Below are 17,960 nucleotides of genomic sequence, written 5' to 3'. Positions count from 1 at the left end.
GAGGGCTCCTAAAGGCTGGCGACCAGCGTTTGCTGATCGTCATTGAAATCCACCAGGGCAACGGCAAGCCGCACCGGGGTGATGGTTACGAAGTCATACCGGCGGCAGGTGCGTCCGTACTGACGGATCAGCACACGCAACAGGTCGGGGTTCTCGGACAGTTGGGAATCGCTCAGGGTGAGCAACACGACGTCCCAGTCGCGCTCGGGCAGGCGTTCCTGGATCTCGACATAACCCACGCCGAGGCGCTCCAGGATGCGTTTCAAACCGGCAGTGCTGCCGGCGTCCACGGAGTTGATAAAGGCGTACTTGACCCGCAACCGGAACAGGCTTTCCGGTTCGGCGGGAAACCGCGTGACGTCACGCTGCCAAGCCCACAGCTCCAGAATCGACAGGTGGCAGGTGTCCGCGTCGAACTGCAGGTACGGCCAGCGCAGCCATTCGGTGGCCTGTTCCCACCAACGCTGGGCGGTGGCCACCAGCTTGGTCAGCTCCAGCCCTTCGAGCCAGAACGGCAGCTTGAGCTTGATCATTGCAGGACCACCGCCAGGGTGCTGATGCGCGGGATGTCCAAGGCCGAGACGATGTCGCTGTTGGCGAACCGCAACGAACTGATATCCGGAAACTGGACGTGCAGCTCTTCGGTCAGGCGGCTGAAACTGAAACGCGACTGGGGAAATGTGCGAGTCGGCGCGTAGTCACTCTGGGTGCTCTCGCGGAACGCAGCGCGGATGAACAACCCGATCTCGGCCTGCAGCGTCTGCAGCTGCAACACGGTGAGGTTGGCCACCGGCCAGACGTTGACGCTGATCGCGTGCAGGGTTTCAGGCATGGACATGGCCAGCAGATCGTCGCCGTGGCCATGGTTGCCGCCGTCGCGGATATGCGTGTTGATCTGCTCAAGGAAAGTATCGGCGGGCACGCCGGCGTCGAACAGCACGAAGGCATTGGCGCTGCCTGGTCCACGCGGTGCGCCGTGTTCAAAGTACACGCCGTCAGCGGCAACCCCAGGAAACCCGGTGATGATCGCCCGATACACCGCGTCGGTGTGCCATTGGTTGACCGCCGAAAACTGGTTGCGCACGCGCAGGCGCAACTGGTCGTCATGCTCGGAATCCGCGCCAGGCGTCTGCAGCCAGTCGGTATTGTTCACAACCTGGACAACGCCCGGTACCGACTGAGACAGCACGGCGTAATAACCAGGTGCCAGGTTGTAGCCGCTGCCGGCTCCCACGGCCTTAACCGGTACCACCAGCTGACTCTGGCCCTCTTCAAAGCTGCGCGGTTCGGTGGTCACCAACTGATAGATATGACCATTGAGGGTCGGTGACTGAACGACAGTGCCGATCGGCACTTCCAGCTCGCCACCGGTATTGGCGCGGGTAAAGAGCAGTTCACCAACGGCCACCGTCGCGGCCTTGCGCTCGATGTTCACCGCCCAGGCCAGCATGTCCAGCCACTGCGCGCCGGCAGTCTTGACGAAGAAATTCGGCAGCACCGTGCCGCTGACGAACTCCAGCAACCACAGCACCGGCTTGGTGACCAGCGCCGTGATGATCCGCCAGAACGGGCTGTACGCGCTGGTGTTGGTCAGCGTGCTGCCCTGCTCAACGGCCAGCTTTTCCCAGGCCTGTTTGAGCTGCGCCTCAGTGGTCGGAATGCCGGAGTCACCCAGCGCCTTTTTGAAGTCGACGGTCATAGGGTGATCTCCACCTGGCCGAACTTCACGGTCGTGGCGGTCACCAGGTACACACCCGGCTGGGTCTGCTCGATCTGCGCAGTGCCTGGTACCAGGCGGTCGTCATCCTCGACGAGCAGCTCCATCTGCTGAATGCAGTCACGCTGACGCAACCGGTCGCGCTCGGCCACCAGGGTGATCAGCAGGCCGCTTTCGCGGATCAGGTGCGCAATGTCCTGGGCGATCGAGGCGCGGTCATCCACCAGCAGAGGCTGGCGGGCCGGATCGAGTACCAGGTCGTTGTTCATGATCAACAGATCAACGTATTCACTCATCAGCCGCCCACCGCCATGGCCATCATGTTTTCCAGCTCCAGCGGGGTCATCTGCCTGGAGGTATTGATGTTCACTGTCTCGACGTGGGTGCCGGGGCGCTGGTTGGGGTTCATGGCGTTGCTCTGGTTCTGGAAGCTTTGCATCAGTCCTCCTTTCGGGACGGCCTGCGGTTTGGTGGGACTGATCGACGTATTGGCGTTGATCGCCTTGCGGGCCTCGATACCCTTGTCCGATTTGGCGGGCAGCTCGATGACCTTCTCGACGCGCTCTGGCAGCGCCGTTTTGGCCGGCATAGAAAACGCCAGGTCAGCCGACGCTGGCGGCAGCATGATCGGCTCGGCTTGCTTGATCTGCGGGGCAGGCATCTGCAGCGGCTTGAAGGGCAGCACGTTGGGTTGCGGCAGTCTGATGGGCTGCGCCGGTTGGACCTGAACTACAGGCGCTGGAACCTGCGCACGCGCAGACTGGGCGACGGCAGCCGGCACCAGGGCCAGCGGCTTAGGCGTCTGGGTAGCCGGAGTTTGTGCAGCCGAGGCGACTTTGGCCCCCGGTGTGGTGCCCGCCGGCGGTGTGGTCACCACTGCCGGCAGTTGTGGACCCGGTACAGGTGCGCCCACCTGACCAGGCAGATCGGGCACCTTCGGCGGCTCGGGCAGATCGCCAAACGTGGTTTCGATGTTGACGCCGGGAATCTTGTTGGCCATCTCGATCAGGCCATTGATTGCGCCCTTGACCGTGGACAGGATGCTGTCCCAGGCCTTTTTCGCGATACCCGACCAGCCACCCATCGAGTCGAACCAGCTGGACAGCTTGGCCATCTGATCGCTGATCCACTGGAACGCGGTGGTGTTCATCAGTGCGGCGCACAGATCGTCCCAGTACACGACCGCCGCAACCACGGCAGCGACCAACAGGACAATGCCGGCCACGATCAGCAGCACCGGGTTGGCCAGCATGGCGGCGTTGACCAGCCAGATCGCGCCCTGCCACAGCAACATGCCGACGCGCACGATCGCCATCCAGGTGTACAGCCCGATCAGGCCGACCACGAAAGCCGCAACCATGACCGTGTGGAACAGGAACATGGCGATCGATTTGAAGCCCTGCCAGGTGAGCAGCTTCCACACGGTGAGCATGCCCAGCCAGACCATTTTGCTGACCCCGACTACCAGGGTCAGCAGCGACATCGCGGCGATGAAGCCAAAGACCACCAGTGTGGTGATACCGATGATGCGGGTGATGTTCGGGAACAGCTGCGTCCAGCGGGTCAAGGTCTTGGCAATGCCCACCAGGCGATCCATCAGCGGGGTCAGCGTCGGAATCAGGGACTGGCCGAAGGCGATGCGCAACGCTTCGACGGCTTTGCCAAACTGCTCCCAGGGGTCGACCATGGCCTTGGCCATCTTCTCGGCGTTCTCCAGGCCCCGGACCTTGCCCAGTTCGGCAATGCCGTTGCGCAGGCGATCGGTGTCCTTGGCCAGCGCGCCGATCACCTGGGCACCTTCACCGCCGAACACTTCCATCAGCTTGGTGCCGGCAGCCGCGCTGGTCAGGTCGCCGTACTTGCCCTGCAGCTTGTCCATGATCTGCAGCATGGGCAGTGCATTGCCGGCGGCGTCCGTGAAGCTCAGGCCAGTTTTCTCGGCAGCCGCGCTGAGGTTTTCGAAAAACGCCTTGTAGCGCCCGCCCGCGTCGCCGCCTTCCATGGTGCTGGACAGCGTACCGACCACCGCCATTTGTTCGGCAAAGCTGACACCGGCCTGGGTGGCGATCGCCCCTACTTCCTTGAAGGCGTCTTTCAACTGGGCACCATCGGTGCGGAACAGCTTCACCGCCAGCGCGGTCTGGCCGGTCAGCTGCTGCGCCCATTCCACCCGGCCCATCTTGTCTGCCTGGGACTTGAACAGGTTGTACATGGTGCCCAGGTACGCGCCAGTGGTTTCGGCGTCGGACTTGGTGACCTTGGCCAACAGGTTGCTGGCACTGGTGATGGTGGCCAGCTGGCCGCCGACCAGGCCCTTGATCGCGCCATCGATGACGCGTGACGACGCCACGAACTCGGCGGCGCCGGTGGCGTAGGTGATCGAGAATTCGAGGGCAGTCCGGTTCAAGGAGGCCAGCGCGTCTTCGGTTGTGCCCAGGGCGCGCATGTCACCCAGCGCCCGGTTCACTTCCAGCGCTGGTTCAAGCGATTCGGTGATGGCCTTGCCCGCCCCTACCATGCCGGCCAGGCCTGCACCCATCTGAATGATGTTCTGCTGGCTCTTGGCGGCAAGGTCACTAAAGCTGGTTTTCACCTTGCCCAACGGGGCACTGACCTTGTCGGTCAGTTTCAGGATGAAAGCCAGGCGGGCGGAACGGTCAGCCATCAGGGTTATCCGTTAAAGGCAGTGGAAATGCCGTTGGCGACGGCAATTTCCATGCGCCTCCAGTGTTCGTCTTCAAGCCACTTGGCGGTGCCCATGCTTTCAATGGTGGGCTCAGCACCAGGTAGCCAACGTTGGGTCAGGGCCAGCAACTGGCCCAGCCCGTCCTGGGTCAGGCCTTCGGCATGTTCGAGGGCTTTTTTACGATCACTTCAACGTCCGGCGAATACTCTTCAAGCAACGCACCGGCCAGAGTCATGGTGGTGATCGGGTTTTCCAGCAACGCCTTCAGTGCGGCCTTGTCTTCGTCCTTGACGGTGCCCATCAGCAGGTTGTGGGCCGGCGCGACCTTGTTGGCCTGGGTCGTGGCGTTGAAGTACTTGGTGATCACCTGCGGTGTCAGGTTGAACGTGAATTCCTTGTCGCCACGTTCCAGGGTGATGCTGCGGTTTACTTCGCTCATGTCGGTGTTTCCGTAAGGTTGAGTTGCAAAGGGTCAGGGTTGTGCCGGCGTGCGTTGCACGACCTGGCGGATGTAGTCCTGCAGGCCGAGGATCATTTGCCGGCTGAGGGCAAGCTCGTCTCTGAGGGTGAAATAATCCGATCGAGCGTCTGTTGCGAGTTCGGCGCTGCCTGCATCAGCCAGGCCGGTGGTGCCGGCGGTACCGGGCATTGCGGGGCAGAAAGCTTTGATGCGCAGCCGGTAACTGCCATCAGCAACAGCAAGCTGCAGAGTGTTGATTTGAGCGCGGGCACGATTCAGTTCCTCGGTGTGGTGGGTATCGAGCTGGTCCCGCGCTGCGAGCTGTTCGCCGGCCAGACGCGTCGCCTCTCGCGCGGTGTGCAGTTCTGCAGTGGCGTCGACCAGCTCAGCGCGGGCAGCGACGAGCTGGTTGCCCTGGTACTCAAAAGCGCACCAGGCCAGCAGACCGACCACCAGCAAAAACAGGGCAAGGCGCAGCGGGCTGATGGTCATTGCAGGCACAGCCTCATTTCAGCCAGCCGGCGGTTGTGCAGGCCACGAACGAAGGTCTTACGGCCATCGGCACCGGTCACATAGGCCCACACCGGCGTCGTGCCGTCGGAAGCCCAGGCCAACGCTTTGCAGCCCTCGGCAATGCGGCCAGCATTGATCAGGCCCACCGCACGGCTCGCGCACGTCGTCGGCACGCCGAAGTTGTGGCCATGGCTGCTCAAGGCGTCGAACGTGTTCTGCCCGATCGCCTGGTTGGTCAGGCAGTCGGCCAGGCTCAACTGCCCCTTGGCGATGACCAGGCCTTCCACCTCGGCGCAGCGCGCATCCGACCAATATTCACCGACCACCACTGGATCCGGGCTGGTGTGCTTGGTGATGCCCTTGCAGACCGTGGGCAAACCACTGGCCAGCTTGTCGGCATACACCACGTTCTGGCCGTTGCCTTCCCAGGTGCCCAGGAAGGCGGTCAACGTGCCGCTGCAGAGCAGCAGGATGCCGGCGGTGATCTTGACCCGCAGGCTCATACCTTGGTCTCCCACTCACGCAGCATCTGGCGGTACTTGGGGATCAGCAGCAGGATCTGCAGCACCATGTAGAACGCGGTCAGCATGTAGGCCACTGTCGACCAGTCGACGGCACCGGTTGCGCCCGTGGCGGCAACGCCAATGGCGGGCGATGCCTTTACCAGGGCAATGGCTGTGTCCTGAGCAACTTGATTTGTGCTCATCAGCGAAGTCCTTTTTCGGTCAGGGTTTGGCAAGGCACGCAGCGGGTCATGCCGCCTAACGCCTGGCGCGCCGGTGGGATCTCCTTGCCGCAGTCCTGGCAATGGGTGAGGCTCGGCCCGCTCGCTCGCGGCTTGGCCAACTGGGCCGCAATGGCCTGGTCGCGTTGACGCTGCTCCAGAGCCTGCGCACGATCGAACGGGCAGACCATTACGTCAGGCCCTCGATCTCAGCAGCAGCCAGGTACGGCACGCCGTTGATCTTGATGAAGTCCGCACTGGTGACGTCGAACGGCACCTTGTGGGTGTTCTTCGCGCCGCCTTTGGGATCGATGCTCAGCAGGCTGGACACGCGAACCTTGCAGCCGAACGCCTCGATGCGCAGTTCCTCTTCGCCGGCCTTGGCGAAGAACACGATGTCGAACGGCTCCAGCTCGCGGAAACTGCCGGCAGTCTTGGCCTGCTCGATGAGCAGATTGAAGTTGGTGGTGTCCAGCTCCAGTTCGCCGGCTGCAGCGACATCGCCGTCGACGTGCCCGTTGGGCACGCCCTTGGTCTGGGCCACGGTGCTGTTATCCGTGATGTCGATGGTGCCGGCCTCGACGTGAACGAGCAGATCGCCCAGGTTCACGTCGAAGTTCTTACCGCCAATTTTTGCGGCCATGGGTTACTCCGAATCCGTAACGGAAAGGTCCAGCGCGATGTTCGCGGTCAGGTCTTTCGGGCAGTTGAGGGGGCGCAGCTTGAGGTAGGCCACGACAGAGGTTTTGCTCGTCCAGGTCAGCACGATGTCGCCGTCCTTGGGCTGCTCGATCTCGCCTGGAAACACCTGGCCGGCGAATTTGGTGGACTTGGCCATCGCGCGCAGGGGGGCCATCAGCTTGGAAGTAGTGGTCGCCATGCTGTTAGCCGAGCTGTTCAGGGTCCGATCGCCTACGTAGCGGATCAGCAGAGCGCGCACGCGGCGGGCTGCCTTGTCGACGACACGCAGGTTCTCGATCACCTGGAAGTCACTGCCAGGGGTGTCCAGCATGTTGCCGTCGCCCCAATAGGTGCCCGGATAGTCCGGGTACGTCTGCGGCACAGAAAGACGCGCTGCGTCGAGCTGCGAAAGCACCGCGGTGCTCAGCGGGATGCCGTCCATGTCTTTGGGTTCAGCGCCCAGGCCCAGGACCGCGCCGGTAGCCACGCGCATCGGCGTGTCGGCAATGCTCACTGCGGCATTGGCCAGTCGACCGGCCAGCACGCCCAGGTTATTGCCGTGCAGCTGCGGTACCGGCAGAACCCGAGGCGCAGCCAGGCCGTCGACGATGGCTTTCTGCTCGACAACGTAAGCGCTCCAGCTCAACTGCGGAGCAATGCCGGCAGTGGCGGCTATCACGAAGACACGGCGGCCCAGCTTGTTGCTCAGGTCGTTGGCTGCAACGTGCATCGCTGACAGCTCGGCCTGAGTGGTTACCGGGTTGACGATCACCACCGCTTCGAAGGAATAACTGCGGGTCGCGCTCTCAAGCGCCTGTTGCCAGGTGGTTTCGCCTGCGATCGGAGCGGCGATGCAGGCCCAGCGATCGCCGCCGTTGCTGCGCGCCGCCAGGATCTGGGTTTTCAGGTCGCTGTCCGCAACGCCCAGCTGGACGTCCAGATCACTTTGGGTGTCCAACGGGACCAGCTTGCCGACGTTCTTGGCAGCGGGACCGATAAACAGGAAATAGCGTTCGATCTCGCTCACGGCACCCTGGCCGAGGTTGAGATTGTTAACGCTGACTTTGCCGAGTGCCATAAAGCGGTGCCTCGTTAGCGGGGTGAATTAAGGATTTGTTGCAGCACCAGGTTCACCAGTTGGCTGGTTTCGCTGTCGCTGGCACCGAGGAACTGACGCGCAGGCAGCTGGATGTTCCAGCTTTGCGCACCGGTGGATTCGGCTCGTTCGTCGTCCAGGACGCGGATCAGCAATCCCGCTCTGGCGTAGTTCAGGTGTTGCTGGATCCACGCCACGGATGGGCGAGTCAGCGTCTTTTTGCCTTCCTGACGGGTCTTGAAACCCAGACGGCGCAGGGTCTTGGCCTGCTTTTCGGTAGCGGCGGTGCCCGGCGGAACCTTGTTCCACTGGCGCATCTGCGCGGCGGTGCGCCGTTCGGACACGCCGTTGTGCTGCTGCGAGGCAACCCAGCGGGTCAGCGTGTTGCGCCAGCCCAGTTCGGCTTCAGTACCGGTCAGGCGAGTGACATCGAGCAGCTTGCCCAGGCCGGTTTCCATCTTCTTCTTGCCCTTGGACGTGTCCTTGCGGGCAGCAAACGGGGTTCCATTCAGGTTCTGCTGGTTGCGGATCCGCTGCCGACTCAGACTGCGCACGCGCTTGGCCACGTTGTTCAACAGACGTCTGCGCTTGGGCGTCGGAAGCTCCATCAAAGCCAGCAGGTCTTGGGCTTCGAGCATGCCGCGAATGTCCAGATCAAAGGCCATGACCGGTCACCTCGCCGCTCTCAGCCACCCACAGTTCGAACGGCACGAACGACCAGGTATTGCCGAACGCCTCGATCTCGCCGGCAGGATCCTCGGCCAGGTACTGCGCCTCGGTGAACTGCAGCTTGATGTCGACGTCGGCCAGGTCGTTGTCGAGCATGACCACATCGAACACCACGTTCGGCAGACCGTCTCGGTCCTGGTCGTGGGTTTCCAGCCAGCTGCCTACCAAGGCAAACAGGCGCGCAGGGTGATCCGCGAACCGCTCGATCGAGATGGTCGCGCCGTAATTCATGTCACCCATGTGCATGCCTTGGGTGTCAGGTTTCCAGATCAGCTCCACCTGCACCTGGTCGGTCCAGCTGTCGAGCTGCTCAGGGGCGACCAATTGGCGCTCGAGCAGGTAGGCGGTCAACGCCTTGAGCTTGATCACAGCAGCGCCGCCGTGATGCGGCCACGGCCCTGCAGCGACCGCACAGCAGCCTGGCTGAAAGCGAGGAAGGTTTCGGACCGCTCTGGCAATTCCTTGCCCACGTTTTCGGCGCTTTCGCGGCGATTGACCGTGGCGAACTGAGTCAGCAGGCTGGCTTTGGCGCGGCTGTAGACGGCGCGCTTATAGGTCGCCGCTTGAAAGGTGCGCTCTGGCAGGACGGTGGTGTCTGCGGATTCAACGTTGGACACGCCAGCGCCCTGCCAGCGCGCTTTTAACTTGGCCAGGTCGGTATTGACCTCGACCATGGCCATGTTCAGATCGGCGGCCAGCATCTCTACCAGGTACTCCGCCGGCAGGCGGTAACCCTTCTGAAACTCGGTCACAGAGAGATCAGGCCAGAAGCCGTCGTTCTCGATCGCTTGTTCCACAAAGGTGGTGGGTTTCCCGGAAAAGCTCATTGCTGGCCGCTCAAATAGGGGCGGGAAAACTGCTTCAGTGGGTCAGGGCCATAAATGGTTGGCTCACATCCACAGTTTCTCGCCGGGGGGGTAGTCGGTTATTCGGTGCCGTTGCCGGCGTTTTCTTTGGCTTGCGCCTTGGCCAGCGCCTTGCGGCAGTCAGACAGGCGTGTCCCTACGCCGATGCTTTCGTAAAGCTGTTCGGCTCGTTCGAAGTGGTGAATAGCGACAGGCCAGTCCTTGCGATGCAGCGCGACCATCCCCAGCAACTTGTGGTAACGAGCCGGAATGCGCTCATACAGCTGCCATTCGCCATCCACGCGGGGCAGCAAGTTGGAGACGTAAGGTTCAGGGCTGCGCCTGGCCTTGAACTCAGCCTCAGCCCAGTCGATCACCTCGTCTGCAACAAAGGTCGGAATGTCACGGTTGAAGCGCTCAGGCATTGCCTGGCCCTGGGACATAGCGAAGTCGGCCAGCTCCAGGCCCTGGGTGAACTGCTCGGTGTCGAACAGCCAGATCAGGACGTACACCAGCACCGAGTTCTGGAAATTCAATTCCGAATCGCGGTACCGCTGTACGTAATCCAGGTACTTGGGCAGCAGCTCGTCACGCTTGAGCAACTGGCGCTGCTCGCGGCTGTTGATCGCGCTGATGCGCTCCAAATCAACCGCCAAGGCGTCTTCCATCAGCTTCAAATGCTTGCGTGCATTGGCAGGACTGGACAGCGCGGTGTCAGCCGAATAAGCCATCTGCGCACCGGCGACCGCAGCCGCTGGGCCTTCTGCGATCAAGCGGCGTTTGTGCGCCAGTGCCAGGCTCATGCTTTCACCAATTCGACGTTTTCAGTCATGGCGAACTTTTCCAGCTGCTCGATCACATAGCCTTCGTTACGGCTGTTGTAATCCTCGACGCGGGAGCGCTTCGGGTTATCAACGGTCTGCTTGCGCCAGCTGGAGTCCTGGAAGTAGATCGACAGATTGTCGAAGCTGGTGACCACCACGGTGTTGACCGGGAAGAACGGCACGCTGAAGCTCGGTAGACCGCCGTAGGTCGCGATAACCTGAGCGTCTTCGATGCGTTCTTTCTCCGTTGGCAGGTCGCCTTGCTTGGCATAAAGCTTGGCTTTGTCAGCGGCCAGCAGGTCACTGCCGATGATTGCGATCAGGTCGCCGCCATCACGAACGCGCTCGTCGACCATCTGTTTGGTGTCATGCACCAGGGCGTCGAGGTTGGCATAGTCGCCGCCTTCGCCCAGCGTCACCTTTCCAGCGACCTTGCCTTCCTTGAGAACCTGCTCCGGGATCTGCTCGCGAGCGATCTGCAACCAGCCCTTGTTCACGTCCTGCAGCATCGGGAATTCAGTGAGATTGGTCTGCGCAGCCGCTTTGAGGCCGTGGAAGCCGATCATCAGACGGTCGAGTGCGATCTGCTTCTGCACAGCGGCAGAGTAGCGCTGCTGGAAGTCCGGAAACTTGGCCCAGGCGTCGATCTTGGCGTAAGGCAGGCTGACGTCGGATTCGGTGGAAAACAGCTCATAGCTGCTGTCATCCAGCGCCGAAGCATCCTTGGCTTCACGATCGGTGGTCTTGGTGTTGGTACGACCGGTCACAGGACCCGACACGCCCAGGAACACCTTTTGACCCTTGATCTCGGTCACGCCGATGACGTTGATGCGCTGCAGGAAATCGGACTTGTGGGTGATCGCCTCGTTGAGTTCCTGGGCAATCGTGGGCTCGACGCTGAACGTCTTGCTGGCCAGCTCGACGCCGTAAGACTCAGCCAGGGAAACCTGCAGGGCCGCGAACATCTTCGCGCCGTATGCGCTCAGTGACTGGGCCATGTCAGAGTACCCGCTTCGGTTTAGGGTCAGCGGCACCAGTGGTGCGTGAAAGGTGGCGGCCTTCCGGCTTGTCCAGCAACGCGCTGAATTGCGCCTGCAGCTTGTTCATGCCGGCCAGCACTGCGGCGTTGGACGAGCCCTTGCGGCTCAATTGCTTTTCGTCTTCGGCGGTGGCCACGATGTCATCGACCGCCGTCTGTACGTCGTCGATTGGGGCCTGGTCGGGTGCCGGCGGTGCCTCTGCGAAACTGTCAATCAGCGCCTGAATGCCGGCAGTGACGATCAGTTGCTGTTCGATCAAGGCCTGCAGCGCTTTGGCTGTAGCTTCATCCATTGGGGGTTTGCTCTCGGTAGGGGTTTGCGGAGTGGTTTCGGCTGGCACCTCTTCAATGCCAAAGCGCTTGAACAGGCCGGCGAACATGCTGAACAGCTTGGCCACCTCGCCTTGCGGTTCGTCTTCACCAATCGAACCCAGCGGGACGGCAGCCGCGTAATGCACGCGCTTTCCGGGGTTGCCGGGGTTGCGGGAGAAGTAGAGTTCTTGAGTGCCCAGGCTCGCCGGCTCGTCGGTGACAGCCAGGCCGGTCAGGTACGCCCTGCCGGTGCCAGCGAAGTCGGGCATGATCTCGATGCTGGTGAAGAGCTTTTCGCCTTGGTCGTTGAGCCACAGCAGCTTTTGGTTGGGCTTCAACTGCGCTTCCAGCGCGACTTGGCCGGGGGCCAGCCCCTCGACGTCCTCGATCAGGCGCACGGCAAACACGGTGCCGTAGGAGCCTGGCCAGCGGTCATGTTCGGACCAGATGGTGGCCGTGTAAGTAGTAGTGCTGTACGTCTCGGCGATGTCGCGCAGTTCCTGGGGCGTGATGACGCGACCATCTACGGTAGGACCGCTGGTGGCGACGCGTTTCCAGAAGCTGACAAGGGAACGGGGCATGGGAAGAACTGCGCTCATCGGTAAGTTGAGGCCCCAAGATAGGGAGCCGCAACGCCTCCAACAAACGGTTTACTTTCGCGCTTCTCCTATATTTGATTTATAGGAGAAACACGGATTTTAACTGCACGTTTTCCGCGTTTTCGCCGCATAGACTGCGGCCCATGTACTACTCAACCGAAGTCAAAGAAGCCGCCAAACGCCTGTTTCTACGCCGTCACAAGGCCAAGGAAATTCAGGCGCAGTTGAACCTGCCCAACATCCGGATCGTGTACCACTGGATCCGCGTTGGTGGCTGGGAAGACATGCTGACGGATGAAGAACCGCTGACCGCCGTCAGCCGGCGTATCACCTTGCTTCTGGAGAAAGCCGACTCGCTGACCAAGGGCGAGCTGGACGAACTGGACCGGTTGACGACCGTTCGCGAACGCTTGGTTAAGCAGTGTGTAAAGCCGGTGGTTACGCCGGTTCGTGATGACCAGGGCGACGATGGCCATCGCCGCGATGATCAACGCGGTGAGCGTCGGGAGCGTGGCAAGCGCGACGGCAAGAAGCGGGAAAAGAAGGTCAAGAACGACGTCAGCGAGCTACGCGAAGTGGACTTTCTCGACAAGTTCATCAGCAAAATGTACGGCTACCAGAAAGAGCTGTTCGCCGCGAAACAGAACCCGCTGACCGCCAGGATCCGGAACATCCTCAAAAGCCGCCAAGTGGGCCTGACCTACTACTTCGCCGGCGAAGCCTTCATGGACGCGGTGCTGACCGGCGATAACCAGGTGTTCCTGTCGGCCAGCCGCGCCCAGTCCGAGATTTTCCGCAGCTACATCATCGCCTTTGCCCAGGCGTGGTTTGGCCTGGAGCTGACCGGCAACCCGATCGTACTCAGCAAGGACGGCAAGCCCTGGGCAGAGCTGCGCTTTCTCAGTACTAACAGCAGCACTGCCCAGGGTCACCATGGCCATGTGTACGTTGATGAATATTTCTGGATCCGCGACTTCGAGAAACTGAACACCGTGGCCAGCGCCATGGCGACCCACAAGAAGTGGCGCAAAACCTATTTCTCCACGCCCAGCGCCGTGTCGCACCAGGCCTATCCGTTTTGGCAAGGCGAGAAGTTCCGCAACAGCAAGCGCAAGAACGCCAAGGAGCCATGGCCGAGCGATAAGCAGATCTCTGCCGGCGCGCTGTGTCCGGACGGTCAGTGGCGCAAGGTGATCACCATCCTGGACGCCATCGCCGGCGGCTGCGATCTGTTCGACCTCGAGCAGCTGCAGCTGGAGTACGACGACGACAAGTTCCAGCAGCTGTTCATGTGCAAATTCATCGACAGCAGCCAGAGCGCGTTTTCCCTGGCAGATCTGGAACGCTGCTATTCGGACCTGTCTTTGTGGGCCGACTTCGACCCGGACGATCCGCGCCCGTATGGCAACAGCCCGGTCTGGATCGGTTACGACCCGAGCCGGACACGCGACGACGCGACGTGCGTGGTCATCGCACCGCCGCTGGAGAATGGCGGCAAGTTCCGGATCCTGGAGAAGCACAGCTGGCGTGGTCAGTCATTCAAGTACCAGGCCGAGCAGGTCAAGAAGCTGACCGAGCGCTTCAACGTTCAGCACATCGGGATCGACACGACCGGCATCGGCTACGGCGTCTTCGACCTGGTGCGCGACTTCTACCCGCGTGCGACCTCGATCCACTACAGCCTGGAAACCAAGAACCTATTGGTACTCAAGGCGCAGGACACCATCCAGGGCAGCCGCATCGAATGGGACGCCGGCTGGAACGATATCGCCCAGGCCTTCCTGACAATCAAGCGCGGCACAACCGCCAGCGGCCAGGTGACCTACAGCGCGTCGCGAACCGACGCGACCGGTCACGCGGACGTGGCCTGGGCGGTCATGCACGCCCTGCAGTACGAACCCCTCAACACGGACAAAAAGCGGCGCAGTCGCTACGCACTCACTGGATCAACTTCCCATGGCAAAACCCAAAACCCTGCAGCAGGAAAAACCGGCGCAACGGCCCATGCGTGCATTCACATTCGGTGCGCCGGAATCCGTGCTGACCGACAACATCGCGCAGTACCTCGGCGTGTTCGCCAGCGACGACGGTCGTATCTTCACGCCGCCAGTCTCACGCAGGGGGCTGGCCAAGCTGCTCAAGGCCAACGCACACCACGGCGCGATACCAGGGTTCAAACGCAATCTGCTGCTGCGTGAGTTCATCCCTTCAGCCGGCCTGTCAGTGGCCGATATGAGTCGGGCTGCGCTGGACTTCATGGTGTTTGGCGAAGCGTACTTCTACCGGGTACCCAATATGCTCGGCCAGATCCTGGAGCTGCGACACCTGCCTGCCATCAACATGCGGGTGAAGGTCGACGGTGGGTTCGTCCAGTTGGAACAGAACGGTAAGGAAACCGAGTTCGACGCCGACGAGATCGAGCACGTCCTCAACTACGACGTAGAGCAGAACATTTATGGCGTGCCTGAGTACCTGGGCGGTCTGCAGGCGCTGCTGCTCAACGAAGCCGCGACGCTGTTTCGCCGGCGCTACTACAGCAACGGCGCGCACGCGGGATACATCTTCTACACCAACGACCCGAACCTGACCGAGGAGGACGAAGAGGAGTTGCGTGCCCAGATCACGGCCAGCAAAGGCGTGGGCAACTTCCGATCGATGTTCGTCAACATTCCAGGCGGTTCCGAGAAGGCCATTCAGATCATCCCGGTGGGTGACTTCCAGGCCAAGGACGAACTGGAGAAGGTGAAGAACATCACGCGCAATGACGTGATCGCGGCCTGGCGCATGAACCCGGCGCTGGCCGGAATCATCCCGGAGAACAGTGGCGGATTCGGTGACATCGAGAAGATCGATCGCGTTTACACCAGCAACGAGATCAGGCCGATCTGTCAGCTGTTTGACCAGGCCAATGAGACGCTGCGGGAAGACAGGCGATTTGCCTGGAAAGCGGTCCCGGCGTCAGCGGAAACCACTGTATAAATGAACAACAAATCGAGTAAGCAAATCAAAAACATGGCAAAATGACGCCATAGTTTATTACCTTGGGAGAGGGACTTATGAGGATCAAATGCACATCGTGCGGTCACAAGGGCCGGATCGGCTCAAGAGAGGAAGTGACGTGCCAATATGTGAAGTTGTATTGCCAATGCTTGGACGCAACTTGCGGCCATACTTGGGTCGCAAATCTTGTGTATTCACATACGCTGAGGGAATCTGCTCGTAAAGTAGGGACGCTGGAATCAGCATTGTTCGATCGACTGCGGGACATGCCTGTCGAGCGTCAGCAGGAAATTCTCGCCAGCTTGGACAGAACTGCGTCTGTGTAACCGCACTCCCTCGCCTACCCAAGGCTACCCTCGCAATAACATCCGCCGCCATGCCTGCTCCGCAGGCATATAAGCCGCCAACACAATCCCCCTTGACTGAAAAAAATCCGGCGCGGCGGAACCCGCGCAGCGGCCGGTTGTCCGACAAAACCTTACCCAGAACTCTGAAGAGCACCCAAGCGTTCAGCCCGCGTGCGCCTCTCTCGATATTTCGATGTCGCCTCGGCGCGCCCAATTACCGATCTTGGTCCGGTGGACCTTCGGCACCTTGTGCCGAAGTGCCAGCGATGGGTGCAGGGCACTGCCCTGCCGCTAGGCGGGCGCGTAGCCCGCGATCCTCTGGAAAGCTGAGCGCAGCGAGCTGAGCCCTTGGGCGAAGGCATAATAATGTACCCAACACGCGATACCCCAAACGACTCCGGAAGCCTCTTTCTTTACCCAACGGGGGTGCTGTAGGGGGTTTAAAATTCCATTTAATTCAAATGCTTCCTGGGCCAGGGCGAATTCCGCCGGCGCAGCCGAAAAATGGCGACAGAAAACGGACGCAAACGTGGCGTTCTGCCGGTACGTTAAAGGGAAGTCAGGTTGGGAGATGGAGTTTTTCAGACACCAGGCGTGACCTGGCCTCGCATGGGGCGCGATATGTGCGGGGGTTATGTGTCTTTCTTGACCTGGACACTTCGCAGCAGGCGGGCTAAGGCGTCGTCAGGGCCTTCAGACCCGCCGCCAGGCGTTAATGGCGGTCGGTGCTGGCTGTTCGAGCTAGGGGCAGCCTGAGCGTCTGGAGACGCCTTGCGCGCCTCACTCTGCTGCCAATTACGCCTCGACGTTTCCCGCCGTAGGGTCTCAATAGACGCTTTTTCCTGTCGGACCGCACGAAGGGCACCAACCTCGCGTAACTGGCGCTCACGCTTCTTGATCGCTGCCTTCTTGGCCTTGTGCCAAAGGTACCGGCAGCCGAGTTCACTGAAGAACTTTTCAGTAAACCGGATCAGGCATCGAGTACGAACCAGGTTCAAGCCTGCGTTATCTTTCTCATCGAGCCGAACCTTCTCGATCCGTCGGTAGACGAGGCCTGCGATCTCAAGCCCACGGATAAGCCGGTTAAGTGACGCTGGCGAAATATCACTGTCCTCGGCAACACCGCACTGGGTGTTGAGAAAGAACTGTCCGCGCTCTACGTCGAGCCAACCCAATACACCTGTTGCAAGGTCCAGGCGCAACAACAATTGTTCAGCGACCTTAGAAAGCGCAACAAAGGGCTCTGAACGCGTGCGACGGCTACCATGGATCGTGTCGAGGCTCCGCAGGTACTTCCCACGCAGATCTGGGATCTGGCTGAGCCTGGAGAACGCCATGCGCACAAGAGGAATTTTCAGCTGATCAGCCGTTAGATTCCGCCTTTCTCGGAAACGAGGGGGACGCACTGGCGCATGGAGTGCGGCGTGAGGGTCTTTTTTGTCGCGAGGCGTGGCAGTAGGCCGGCCCTTTCCGGGGCCGGCCTTTAGATTACGTGAGTGGATGTCCTTATCGAGAACTGTCACAGACGCTAATTCACCTGATGAAGCAAGGTGACGCCTGGACGGTCGTCAATAACTGTCTGAGCACGAGAACGCAGCTCACTGCAACGAGCCTCTACAGCTCGCAGCCGGTCGACAAACTCAGGTAGTTTTTCGAGGTCATCGATGTCAATCCGACCGTCCTCGAGGATCTCGCTGCCGAGTTGCACTGTTGCCCCCAGGCGAGCCACCAATTGCCCGAATACACCGACAGGATTGCCATCACCGTTCAGTTCACGCGCCCCCGTAAGACCATGTCGGCTGGCCAGCTCGTTGATGCATCGCTCTTGATGATCAGCGTCCAGAGAAAGAACCCATGATTCTTCAATCCAGCTCGGAAGATCGACCTCTCCGCTCAACCAACGGCCTACCCTACGCAGCCAGGCTCCGGAGGCTTTCAAGAAAGCGACGGTGTCGTTGCCCTGGGCGAGCAAGGTGAAGTCGGGAACATCCTTCCCCACTGCTTTATCTGGGACCAGGCAATGCAGTTGCACGCTCAAGGACTGCGCGAAGTCGTCCTGGCTAAAACCGGTACGCGCAATCATGTCTGCGGCGTGGGCCACCAGAACCTGATCACGCGAGACCAATGACTGTCCGGAGTTGGACATAGTCATACGAGCCTGCCGGCTTTAGCCTGCATCACGGTCACTGCTTTGTGATGCGGGAACGGGCGCTGCTCGTGCGCGGAGTACGAACCGTCATCGTGGACTGTGACCATGATCTTACGGCCCAAACGAATCGCTTTATGCACTGCTGCAGGGCTGATACCGAATGCTTCAGCAACCGATGCCTGACCGATCTGGGCGACTAGATCGGGCAATGGGATTTGATTCATGGCAGAACTCTCTGA

The 17,960-nt window shown here is 60.9% G+C and carries 24 protein-coding genes; 3 read left to right on the top strand and 21 right to left on the bottom strand.

The genetic code is table 11. From position 1 onward, the window contains the following. Positions 1-8: 8 nt before the first annotated feature. From BW686_RS16745 to BW686_RS16665, 18 genes are all read right to left on the bottom strand, one after another. On the bottom strand, positions 9-533 hold the full coding sequence (locus tag BW686_RS16745) for a phage tail protein (RefSeq protein ID WP_084918678.1): 525 nt from the start codon (positions 531-533) through the stop codon (positions 9-11). Next, entirely contained in the window at positions 530-1,699 is a 1,170-nt protein-coding gene (locus tag BW686_RS16740) for a baseplate J/gp47 family protein (RefSeq protein ID WP_084918677.1), read from the bottom strand. The genes BW686_RS16745 and BW686_RS16740 overlap by 4 nt, the downstream gene beginning before the upstream one ends. Beyond that, complete coding sequence (locus tag BW686_RS16735; RefSeq protein WP_024642340.1) at positions 1,696-2,013, bottom strand: DUF2590 family protein; 318 nt, start codon at positions 2,011-2,013, stop codon at positions 1,696-1,698. Before BW686_RS16735 ends, BW686_RS16740 begins: the two co-directional genes overlap by 4 nt. After that, complete coding sequence (locus tag BW686_RS16730; protein WP_084918676.1) at positions 2,013-4,382, bottom strand: phage tail tape measure protein; 2,370 nt, start codon at positions 4,380-4,382, stop codon at positions 2,013-2,015. The genes BW686_RS16735 and BW686_RS16730 overlap by 1 nt, the downstream gene beginning before the upstream one ends. A gap of 5 nt (positions 4,383-4,387) precedes the next feature. Further along, positions 4,388-4,531 carry a DUF6890 family protein gene (locus BW686_RS27545; protein WP_003342293.1) on the bottom strand — a complete coding sequence of 48 codons (144 nt, stop codon included), beginning with the start codon at positions 4,529-4,531 and terminating at the stop codon, positions 4,388-4,390. 20 nt (positions 4,532-4,551) lie between these two features. Beyond that, complete coding sequence (locus tag BW686_RS16725; protein WP_003342295.1) at positions 4,552-4,842, bottom strand: putative phage tail assembly chaperone; 291 nt, start codon at positions 4,840-4,842, stop codon at positions 4,552-4,554. A gap of 33 nt (positions 4,843-4,875) precedes the next feature. Then, positions 4,876-5,355, bottom strand: coding sequence for a lysis system i-spanin subunit Rz (locus tag BW686_RS16720; protein ID WP_084918675.1), 480 nt, complete (start codon positions 5,353-5,355; stop codon positions 4,876-4,878). Further along, positions 5,352-5,879, bottom strand: a complete 528-nt coding sequence (locus tag BW686_RS16715; RefSeq protein ID WP_084918674.1) for a lysozyme — start codon at positions 5,877-5,879, stop codon at positions 5,352-5,354. The genes BW686_RS16720 and BW686_RS16715 overlap by 4 nt, the downstream gene beginning before the upstream one ends. Then, on the bottom strand, positions 5,876-6,082 hold the full coding sequence (locus BW686_RS16710) for a hypothetical protein (RefSeq protein WP_054077533.1): 207 nt from the start codon (positions 6,080-6,082) through the stop codon (positions 5,876-5,878). The genes BW686_RS16715 and BW686_RS16710 overlap by 4 nt, the downstream gene beginning before the upstream one ends. Continuing rightward, positions 6,082-6,291, bottom strand: coding sequence for a TraR/DksA family transcriptional regulator (locus tag BW686_RS16705; RefSeq protein WP_084918673.1), 210 nt, complete (start codon positions 6,289-6,291; stop codon positions 6,082-6,084). Before BW686_RS16705 ends, BW686_RS16710 begins: the two co-directional genes overlap by 1 nt. Next, positions 6,291-6,743: a phage protein gene (locus tag BW686_RS16700; protein WP_044294796.1), complete on the bottom strand. Its 453-nt coding sequence runs from the start codon at positions 6,741-6,743 to the stop codon at positions 6,291-6,293. The genes BW686_RS16705 and BW686_RS16700 overlap by 1 nt, the downstream gene beginning before the upstream one ends. Positions 6,744-6,746: 3 nt before the next feature. Continuing rightward, the gene (locus BW686_RS16695) at positions 6,747-7,859 is read right to left on the bottom strand and encodes a DUF2586 domain-containing protein (protein WP_084918672.1); all 1,113 of its coding nucleotides are present in this window, start codon (positions 7,857-7,859) and stop codon (positions 6,747-6,749) included. Between the two features lie 14 nt (positions 7,860-7,873). Continuing rightward, positions 7,874-8,542, bottom strand: coding sequence for a phage virion morphogenesis protein (locus BW686_RS16690; RefSeq protein ID WP_032655889.1), 669 nt, complete (start codon positions 8,540-8,542; stop codon positions 7,874-7,876). Further along, the gene (locus BW686_RS16685; protein ID WP_024642300.1) at positions 8,532-8,975 is read right to left on the bottom strand and encodes a phage tail protein; all 444 of its coding nucleotides are present in this window, start codon (positions 8,973-8,975) and stop codon (positions 8,532-8,534) included. Before BW686_RS16685 ends, BW686_RS16690 begins: the two co-directional genes overlap by 11 nt. Continuing rightward, complete coding sequence (locus tag BW686_RS16680) at positions 8,972-9,433, bottom strand: head completion/stabilization protein (RefSeq protein WP_004415361.1); 462 nt, start codon at positions 9,431-9,433, stop codon at positions 8,972-8,974. Before BW686_RS16680 ends, BW686_RS16685 begins: the two co-directional genes overlap by 4 nt. A 98-nt stretch (positions 9,434-9,531) precedes the next feature. Continuing rightward, positions 9,532-10,254 carry a phage terminase small subunit gene (gene gpM, locus BW686_RS16675; protein WP_084918671.1) on the bottom strand — a complete coding sequence of 241 codons (723 nt, stop codon included), beginning with the start codon at positions 10,252-10,254 and terminating at the stop codon, positions 9,532-9,534. Further along, positions 10,251-11,273 (bottom strand): phage major capsid protein, P2 family, encoded by a 1,023-nt coding sequence (locus tag BW686_RS16670; protein ID WP_084918670.1) that lies wholly within the window; start codon positions 11,271-11,273, stop codon positions 10,251-10,253. Before BW686_RS16670 ends, gpM begins: the two co-directional genes overlap by 4 nt. Position 11,274: 1 nt before the next feature. Then, the gene (locus tag BW686_RS16665) at positions 11,275-12,207 is read right to left on the bottom strand and encodes a GPO family capsid scaffolding protein (protein ID WP_024662767.1); all 933 of its coding nucleotides are present in this window, start codon (positions 12,205-12,207) and stop codon (positions 11,275-11,277) included. Between the two features lie 161 nt (positions 12,208-12,368). Here BW686_RS16665 and BW686_RS16660 point away from each other — a divergent pair, with 161 nt between their 5' ends. From BW686_RS16660 to BW686_RS16650, 3 genes are all read left to right on the top strand, one after another. Beyond that, positions 12,369-14,423, top strand: coding sequence for a terminase large subunit domain-containing protein (locus tag BW686_RS16660; RefSeq protein WP_084918669.1), 2,055 nt, complete (start codon positions 12,369-12,371; stop codon positions 14,421-14,423). Beyond that, positions 14,350-15,204, top strand: a complete 855-nt coding sequence (locus BW686_RS16655) for a phage portal protein (protein WP_256898757.1) — start codon at positions 14,350-14,352, stop codon at positions 15,202-15,204. The genes BW686_RS16660 and BW686_RS16655 overlap by 74 nt, the downstream gene beginning before the upstream one ends. A gap of 77 nt (positions 15,205-15,281) precedes the next feature. Next, positions 15,282-15,551, top strand: a complete 270-nt coding sequence (locus BW686_RS16650) for an ogr/Delta-like zinc finger family protein (RefSeq protein ID WP_005743470.1) — start codon at positions 15,282-15,284, stop codon at positions 15,549-15,551. 653 nt (positions 15,552-16,204) lie between these two features. Here the strand turns inward: BW686_RS16650 and BW686_RS16645 are convergent. Genes BW686_RS16645 through BW686_RS16635 form a run of 3 tightly spaced genes read right to left on the bottom strand, consistent with a single transcriptional unit; the run spans position 16,205 to position 17,945 of the window. Next, positions 16,205-17,095 carry a hypothetical protein gene (locus tag BW686_RS16645; protein WP_256963981.1) on the bottom strand — a complete coding sequence of 297 codons (891 nt, stop codon included), beginning with the start codon at positions 17,093-17,095 and terminating at the stop codon, positions 16,205-16,207. 5 nt (positions 17,096-17,100) lie between these two features. Further along, the gene (locus tag BW686_RS16640) at positions 17,101-17,724 is read right to left on the bottom strand and encodes a hypothetical protein (protein ID WP_024643230.1); all 624 of its coding nucleotides are present in this window, start codon (positions 17,722-17,724) and stop codon (positions 17,101-17,103) included. After that, on the bottom strand, positions 17,721-17,945 hold the full coding sequence (locus BW686_RS16635; protein WP_084918668.1) for a Cro/CI family transcriptional regulator: 225 nt from the start codon (positions 17,943-17,945) through the stop codon (positions 17,721-17,723). The genes BW686_RS16640 and BW686_RS16635 overlap by 4 nt, the downstream gene beginning before the upstream one ends. Between the last annotated feature and the right edge of the window lie 15 nt (positions 17,946-17,960).

It is taken from the genome of Pseudomonas syringae, assembly GCF_002157375.1.
Classification (GTDB): Bacteria; Pseudomonadota; Gammaproteobacteria; order Pseudomonadales; family Pseudomonadaceae; genus Aquipseudomonas; species Aquipseudomonas syringae_T.
This window is presented reverse-complemented; position numbering and strand designations above follow the sequence as displayed.

Coding starts and splice junctions, on each gene's coding strand:
- BW686_RS16745 (WP_084918678.1), bottom strand. CDS start 533: ATGATCAAGCTCAAGCTGCCGTTCTGGCTCGAAGGGCTGGAGCTGACC.
- BW686_RS16740 (WP_084918677.1), bottom strand. CDS start 1,699: ATGACCGTCGACTTCAAAAAGGCGCTGGGTGACTCCGGCATTCCGACC.
- BW686_RS16735 (WP_024642340.1), bottom strand. CDS start 2,013: ATGAGTGAATACGTTGATCTGTTGATCATGAACAACGACCTGGTACTC.
- BW686_RS16730 (WP_084918676.1), bottom strand. CDS start 4,382: ATGGCTGACCGTTCCGCCCGCCTGGCTTTCATCCTGAAACTGACCGAC.
- BW686_RS16725 (WP_003342295.1), bottom strand. CDS start 4,842: ATGAGCGAAGTAAACCGCAGCATCACCCTGGAACGTGGCGACAAGGAA.
- BW686_RS16720 (WP_084918675.1), bottom strand. CDS start 5,355: ATGACCATCAGCCCGCTGCGCCTTGCCCTGTTTTTGCTGGTGGTCGGT.
- BW686_RS16715 (WP_084918674.1), bottom strand. CDS start 5,879: ATGAGCCTGCGGGTCAAGATCACCGCCGGCATCCTGCTGCTCTGCAGC.
- BW686_RS16710 (WP_054077533.1), bottom strand. CDS start 6,082: ATGAGCACAAATCAAGTTGCTCAGGACACAGCCATTGCCCTGGTAAAG.
- BW686_RS16705 (WP_084918673.1), bottom strand. CDS start 6,291: ATGGTCTGCCCGTTCGATCGTGCGCAGGCTCTGGAGCAGCGTCAACGC.
- BW686_RS16700 (WP_044294796.1), bottom strand. CDS start 6,743: ATGGCCGCAAAAATTGGCGGTAAGAACTTCGACGTGAACCTGGGCGAT.
- BW686_RS16695 (WP_084918672.1), bottom strand. CDS start 7,859: ATGGCACTCGGCAAAGTCAGCGTTAACAATCTCAACCTCGGCCAGGGT.
- BW686_RS16690 (WP_032655889.1), bottom strand. CDS start 8,542: ATGGCCTTTGATCTGGACATTCGCGGCATGCTCGAAGCCCAAGACCTG.
- BW686_RS16680 (WP_004415361.1), bottom strand. CDS start 9,433: ATGAGCTTTTCCGGGAAACCCACCACCTTTGTGGAACAAGCGATCGAG.
- gpM (WP_084918671.1), bottom strand. CDS start 10,254: ATGAGCCTGGCACTGGCGCACAAACGCCGCTTGATCGCAGAAGGCCCA.
- BW686_RS16670 (WP_084918670.1), bottom strand. CDS start 11,273: ATGGCCCAGTCACTGAGCGCATACGGCGCGAAGATGTTCGCGGCCCTG.
- BW686_RS16665 (WP_024662767.1), bottom strand. CDS start 12,207: ATGCCCCGTTCCCTTGTCAGCTTCTGGAAACGCGTCGCCACCAGCGGT.
- BW686_RS16660 (WP_084918669.1), top strand. CDS start 12,369: ATGTACTACTCAACCGAAGTCAAAGAAGCCGCCAAACGCCTGTTTCTA.
- BW686_RS16650 (WP_005743470.1), top strand. CDS start 15,282: ATGAGGATCAAATGCACATCGTGCGGTCACAAGGGCCGGATCGGCTCA.
- BW686_RS16640 (WP_024643230.1), bottom strand. CDS start 17,724: ATGACTATGTCCAACTCCGGACAGTCATTGGTCTCGCGTGATCAGGTT.
- BW686_RS16635 (WP_084918668.1), bottom strand. CDS start 17,945: ATGAATCAAATCCCATTGCCCGATCTAGTCGCCCAGATCGGTCAGGCA.